Below are 6,469 nucleotides of genomic sequence, written 5' to 3' on the forward strand. Positions count from 1 at the left end.
GGGGACGTCAACGTCACCGGCACTCTCAACGTGCTGACGGCGGCCCGGGCCGCGGGCGTGCGCCGCGTCATCTATGCGGGCAGCAGCTCCGCCTACGGCAACGTCGAGACCAGCCCCAAGCACGAAGGTCTGACGCCGCAGCCGATGTCGCCCTACGCGGTGAGCAAGCTGGCGGGGGAGCACTACTGCCGCGCCTTCAGCGCGGTGCACGGCCTCGAGACCCTGAGCATCCGCTACTTCAACGTCTTCGGGCCGCGCCAGGACCCGGACTCGCCCTATGCGGCCGTGCTCCCCATCTTTGCGCGGGAGCTGCTGGCGGGGCGCTCGCCGCGCATCGACGGTGACGGCAGCCAGACCCGGGACTTCACCTTCGTCGACAATGTCGTCGCCGGGAATCTGAAGGCAATGGCAGCGGCGCGCACGAACGGCGAGACGGTGAACGTGGCCTGCGGCGGCTCCTACTCGGTCCTCTACCTCTTCGAGCAGATCCGCGCGCAGCTCGGGGTGGAGCGGGCGCCGATCTTTGGCCCGCGCCGGGCAGGGGACGTCGACCACTCGCAGGCGGACATTGCGCTCGCCCAGCGGCTGCTGGGCTACGAACCGGTCGTCTCCTTCGAGGAGGGCCTGCGGCGGACCGTGGCCTGGTACGCAGCCGGCGCCCCCGCGCGCGATTGACATGCCGACGTCGCAGCTGATCCTCGTTCTCGATGACCAGGAGGCGGTCCGGCGGCTGCTCGCCGAGAGCTTGGGCGGGGACGAGCGGAGTGTTCGTTGCGAGGCGCTGCCCGCGGATCCGCTCACCCGCGTGCGCGAGCTCGACCCCGCGCTGCTCATCCTCGATCCCGGCCCGCTCGCGAGCGACCTCGGCGCCCTCCTCGGCGCCCTGCGCGCTGAGCGGGCGCGCCTGCCGGTCATCGTGCTCAGCTCGCGCGCCGAAGTCTCGGATGCCGTGGCCGCGATGCGCGGCGGCGCTCACGATTTCCTGGCGAAGCCGCTGCCGCTGGCCGCGCTGCGGCAATCCGTGGCGAGCGCGCTCGCCGACTTCGGCGAGGAGCGGGAGTTGCTCGAGCAACGGCGCCGCTTCCGCCTGGGCGATGCCCTGGACTTCTACAAGTCCACGAGCGCGGCGATGGGCAAGGTCTACGACGCGGCCCTCCTCGTTGCGATGAGCAAGGACACCACGGCGCTGATCACGGGGGAGAGCGGCACGGGCAAGGAAGTGGTGGCGCAGCTCATCCACCGGCTCAGCCCGCGGCACGCCGCGCCGTTCATGGAGCTGAACTGCGCCGCCATTCCGGCCGAGCTGCTCGAGAGCGAGCTCTTCGGTCACGAGGCCGGCGCCTTCACGGACGCCAAGGAGGCGAAGGCGGGGCTCTTCGAGCTGGCGGATCGGGGGACGATCTTCCTGGACGAGATCGGCGAGATGAGCCAGAGCCTGCAGGTCAAACTGCTTCGCTTCCTCGAGCGCAAGAGCTTCCGCCGGGTGGGGGGCACGCGGGACCTCAGCGTCGACGTGCGCATCATCTCGGCCACGAACCGGGATCTCCGCGAGATGGTCGCCGCGCGTCAGTTCCGCGAGGACCTCTTCTACCGCCTGAACGTGGTGCCGGTGCGCATCCCGCCGCTCCGGGACCGGCGCGAGGACATCCTGCCCCTCGTCGGGCACTTCCTGGCGGAGTTCAATCCGATCTTCAACAAGAACTTCGCCCGCATCGACGACGAGGCGCGGCGCATCCTCATGGACTACCCCTGGCCGGGCAACATCCGCGAGCTGCGCAACATCGTCCAGCGCTTCGTGCTCATGGAGCAAGGGCCGCAGATCACCGCCGCGCAGCTGCGGCCTCTGCTCACCGGCAGCTGGGAGCAGGTCCCCGAGACCTTCCCGCGCCGGCTGGCGCGCCTAATCGAGGAGCCCATTCCGGCGGAGGGGATCGACCTCGACGGTTTGCTGAAGGCCGTGGAGAAGAATCTCATCACGAAGGCCTATCGCCAGGCCGGGGAGAACCAGAGCCGTGCCGCGGAGATGCTCGGCCTCGGCCGAGACAAGCTGCGCTACCGGATGAAGCAGCTCGAGGAGGACGCACTGCCCGGGGAGGAAGCCCGGTGAGGCGGGGGACCGCCAGATTCTGCCTGGCGGCAGGGCTGCTCGCCTTGACCGCGGGTTGCGGCTACTACCACGGCACGAGCCGCGGCCGTCTGCTGAGCGGCAGCCTCGCCCTGCCCTTCCTCGAGAACCGCACGGCCCAGCCCGATCTCGAGCTGCGGGCCACCGAGGCGCTGACGGAAGCCTTCGAGGCCGACGGCAGCCTGCGCCTCGTCACGCGTGGCCAGGAGGACTACCTGCTCACGGGCAGCGTCGTCCGCTATGGCGAGGCGCCTTTCTCGATCGGCGAGGGCGGCGGCGCCGACGAGTACAAGCTGACCATCGTCCTGGAGCTCAGCTTCCTGAACGGCGCGACGAGCGAGATGCTCTGGAGCGATCGCCGCTTCACCGGCAGCGAGAGCTTCTTCGTCGAGGGGAGTGCCGCCGGCGCCGACCTCACCCGCGACCGTGCGGAGGAGAAGGCCCTCGAGCAGATCGTGGACGGCGTGCTCAACGCCGTCTTCGGGGACTGGTAGATGGCCACGCGGCGACAAGGGGCGGCCGGCGATCCGCTCGCCGGGCTCCAGGCCGATCTCGCGCGCGGCCTGCGCCCCTTCTACCTCATCACCAGCGAGAGCGACTGGCTGCGGCGAGAGGCGATCGCCCTCCTACGCGAGGCCAGCGTGCCTGCGGCCAGCCGCAACTTCTCCTACGAAGAGCGCACGCTCGACAGCTTCTCCGACTGGTCTGCGGTCGAGGTCCTGCTGCGCAGCTACTCCTTCTTCGACCCGCGCAAGCTCATCGTGCTCGAGGTACCCAGAAAGCTCAGCGACGCCCTGCGCGCCTCGCTCGCACGCTTCCTCGAGGAGACGCCGGGGCAGAACATCCTCTGCCTGAGCGCGCCGACGCTCGAGCAGCTCGTCGCGGCCAAGAACCGAATCGCCAAGCAGGGCGGCCTCGTCCTCAAGCTGGAGATGGACGGGGAGGCGGCGCTGACGGCTTGGGCGACGCGCCGACTCCAGGCGGCCGGTCTCGAGTTCGAGCGGGACTTCCCGGCGCAGCTCGTCGGGGCCCTGCCGCCCGATCCAGGCGAGCTGGCGAGCGAGATCGAGAAGCTGCGCCTCGCTTCGCCGCTCGGGCATCGTCTCGGCCAAGCGGACCTGGAGCGCCTCGTCGGCTACCAGCGGGCCGAGGACGTCTGGCGCCTGGCCGAGTTACTCCGCCCGGAGCGAGAGCGGGAGGCCTTGGCCTGCCTGGAACGCCTGCTGGCCGCTGGGGGAGATCCCCCGGCCCTCATCGGGGCCCTCAGCTACACCTTCACCCAGCTCCTGCGCGCTCACCTGCTGCTGGCCGCCGGGCGCTCGCCAGGGGCCGCGGCCGCCGCGCTCGGACTCTGGCCGGAGCGGGCGCGGGAGCTGGTCGCCCGGGCGCAGGGGCTCAGCCGGCGGGAACTCCTGACCTGGCTCCTCAATTTGCAGAAGCTGGATGCCCGCCTGAAGCGCGGCCCCGGCGGCCGCGATCGACAGTTGCTCGAGACCGCGATCCTCGCGTCCCTGCGCGGGCAGGCGCTGCGCGCCTGAGCGCTTGCCCGTCGCCATGACGGCTGCTAGCTTGGACGTGATTGCCCAGCGATTCGGAGTGACCATGTTGCGTATCCGCTCTCTCTTCGCGTTCGCCCTGCTTGCCTGTCTCCTTGGTATCGCTGATGAGCTGCCGGCCAAGGACCTTCTCCTCGCCAAGGACGTCGGCGCCGCGCGCGACTCGCTCTGGGACGAGGGACACCGCTATCGCCAATGGATCTACGAACAGAACCTCGTCGCTGACGGCGACGCCAAGCTCGACCCGAAGATCAAGCTGACCGCGGGCGGCAAGCTGCGCAGCCACGGGGGCCAGGTGTACTTCTACAACGACATCGCCGCGGCAGTGCGTGTGGCGAGGGAAACGGGACGGCCGCTCGCCTTTCACGTCTTCGATCACACCTGCGCGGATTGCCTCTTCATCCTGCCCCAGCTCTATCGCCGACCGGCCGTGGTGGCGGCCAGTCGCGACTTCGTCAACTGCTACGTCGAGTTGCCGCGGCAGGCGCGCGAGGCGAGCGACAGCGGCCTCACGGCTTCGCAGCTCACGGTGCAGTTCTTCCTGCCCGGCATGCGCCGCCTGCGCGTCACCGACCTCAGCGACGAGAAGACGCTCCTGGGCAGCTTCGCCGAGATGAAGGCTTACTGCGGCAAGTTGAGCGATGCCGAGAAGATGGCCGAGCCGCGGCGGGGCATCGCGCCGACCCAACGGGGCTACTAAGCGCGCCGTCCGGTGTCGGCACGCTGCGCGTAGATCGCCGTCACCAACGCCTCGTAGCGAGTGAGGATCTGTCGCCGGCGCAGCTTCAGGGAGGGCGTCAGCTCACCGGCGGCTTGGCTCAGCTCGTGATCGAGCAGCCGAAAGCCCCGCACCTGTTCGTAGCGGGCGAGCCCCTGATTCAGGCGGGCGATGCGCCCGGCATAGAGTGCCTGCACTGCGGGCGCCGCGACGAGCGCTCCCGCGTCGCTGGCGGAGATGCCTTCCCGCCGGGCGAAGGCCCGCAGCTGGTCGAAGTCGGGCACGATCAGCGCGGCGATGAAGGGCCGGCCGTCCCCGATCAGCACGCACTCGCCGATGAAGGGGTCCAGCTTGAAGCGGCTTTCGATCGGCTGCGGCGCGACGTTCTTGCCGCCGGCCGTCACCAGCAGGTCCTTCTTGCGATCGGTGATGCGCAGGTAGCCGTCGGCGTCGAGTTCGCCGATGTCGCCGGTCGCCAACCAGCCGTTCGCATCGATCACGGCCCGCGTGCTCTCCGTGTCGCGGTAGTAGCCCTGCATCACATGCGGTCCGCGGGTGAGGATTTCGCCTTCGGCGCTCAGGCGCAACTCCACGCCGGGCAGCGCGCGCCCGACCGTGCCCAGGCGCGGCGCCGCCAGGCTGTTCACGCTGACGATCGGGCTGGTCTCCGTGAGGCCGTAGCCCTCCAGAATGGGCATGCGCGCCGCGTAGAAGAACTTCGCCACCGCCGGCGCCAGGGCTGCCCCGCCCGAGATGAAGAAGCGCAGGCGGCCACCCGCGCGGGCCGCCACCCGCCGCAGGACGAGGCGCCAAGCGATCGCCGCCGCCAGCGCCAGCGCCGGCGAAACGCGTTGTCCCAGCAGGCGCCGCTCCGCCCAGCGCTCGCCCTGCTGCCGCGCCCAGAGGAAGACCCGCTGCCGCAGCGCGCTGCCGCGCTGGGCCTCGTCCAGAGCGCGCCCGTAGACCTTCTCGTAGAAGCGCGGGACGCCGATCATCACCGTGGGGCGCACCTCGAGCAGGTTCCGCGGCACGCTGTCGAAGGACTCCGCGTAGGCGATCGTGGCGCCGACACGCAGCATCGCGTACAGCCCCGCCGTGCGCTCCAGGAGATGGCTGAGCGGCAAGAAGCTGAGCGCAGTGTCGGCTGCGGAGAGCGGGATCGCGGTCAGGGCGGCGTCGATGTTGCTCACGAGGTTGCGGTGGCTCAGGAGCACGCCTTTGGGTTCACCCGTGGTGCCCGAAGTGTAGATGAGGCTACAGACCGCCGCGGGCGCCACGGCCAGGGCCTCGGCGATGAGCGCCGCCAGGGCGTCCGGACCCAAGCTCTCGCCCTGCACCTGGATTCCGGCCAGCCCGAGTTGACCGGAGGCGGGCTCGCCGATCATCTGGATCGAGCGCAGCCCGGCGCCCGTCGGCAGCTTGGCGGCCTGCGCTGCATTCTCGGCGAAGACAACCCGGCAGCCCGCGTGTTCGATGATCCGGCCCACCTGCTCCGGGGTCAGGGTGGCATAGATCGGCACGCTGATGCCGCCGGCCAGCTGGATCGCGGCGTCGCAGATCGGCCACTCGACCCGGTTTCCGGAGAGCAGGCCGACGCGGTCGCCGGCGGCGACCCCGAGTTCCCGGAGGCCGAGCGCGGTCGTCGTAGCCAGGCGCTCGAACTCGGCGGCGGACAGGGGCTGATAGCTTCCCTCGAGCTTTCGAAGAAAGGCTTTCGGATTGGCTATCTTACGCGTCGCGTGGAGGAGGAGCTGGGGCAGCGTCTCGACGGCGCCCGCATCGCTCAAGAGCTCGATCACAGGACCTCCCCAAGCGCCACCACGCTACTAGGCAACATAATATACATTATGCGCCATCTCGCCAAGGGCCCTAGCGCCGCGCGACGTCCGGCGGGTCGGGAACGATCTCTTCGTAGCGGCCGATCCAGGGCAGCGGCAGCGCCTCCCCCGCGAGGGCGCGCGTGAAGCCGAGGATCGCCAGGCCGAGGATCGGCAGCCAGATCGCCAGGCGGGCCAGGATGAGAATGAGCAGCCCGAGGAACGGGATCCGGCCGATGGTGATCTCCATTTT

General features: G+C 70.0%; 6 protein-coding genes. 5 read left to right on the forward strand and 1 reads right to left on the reverse strand.

The features are described from left to right. From FJ251_12375 to FJ251_12395, 5 genes are all read left to right on the forward strand, one after another. On the forward strand, positions 1–675 hold a 675-nt coding region (locus FJ251_12375), incomplete at its 5' end, for an NAD-dependent epimerase/dehydratase family protein (GenBank protein ID MBM4118507.1). 1 nt (position 676) lies between these two features. Beyond that, positions 677–2,107 (forward strand): sigma-54-dependent Fis family transcriptional regulator, encoded by a 1,431-nt coding sequence (locus FJ251_12380; protein ID MBM4118508.1) that lies wholly within the window; start codon positions 677–679, stop codon positions 2,105–2,107. Further along, positions 2,104–2,619, forward strand: a complete 516-nt coding sequence (locus FJ251_12385) for a hypothetical protein (GenBank protein ID MBM4118509.1) — start codon at positions 2,104–2,106, stop codon at positions 2,617–2,619. Before FJ251_12380 ends, FJ251_12385 begins: the two co-directional genes overlap by 4 nt. Beyond that, positions 2,620–3,663 carry a DNA polymerase III subunit delta gene (gene holA / locus FJ251_12390; protein MBM4118510.1) on the forward strand — a complete coding sequence of 348 codons (1,044 nt, stop codon included), beginning with the start codon at positions 2,620–2,622 and terminating at the stop codon, positions 3,661–3,663. A 64-nt stretch (positions 3,664–3,727) separates the two neighbouring features. Beyond that, positions 3,728–4,381: a hypothetical protein gene (locus FJ251_12395; GenBank protein MBM4118511.1), complete on the forward strand. Its 654-nt coding sequence runs from the start codon at positions 3,728–3,730 to the stop codon at positions 4,379–4,381. Here FJ251_12395 and FJ251_12400 read toward each other — a convergent pair. Continuing rightward, positions 4,378–6,198 (reverse strand): long-chain fatty acid--CoA ligase, encoded by a 1,821-nt coding sequence (locus tag FJ251_12400; GenBank protein MBM4118512.1) that lies wholly within the window; start codon positions 6,196–6,198, stop codon positions 4,378–4,380. The two genes, FJ251_12395 and FJ251_12400, sit on opposite strands and share 4 nt — an antisense overlap. Positions 6,199–6,469 lie beyond the last annotated feature (271 nt).

Source organism: bacterium (assembly GCA_016873475.1).
Classification (GTDB): domain Bacteria; phylum Krumholzibacteriota; class Krumholzibacteriia; order JACNKJ01; family JACNKJ01; genus VGXI01.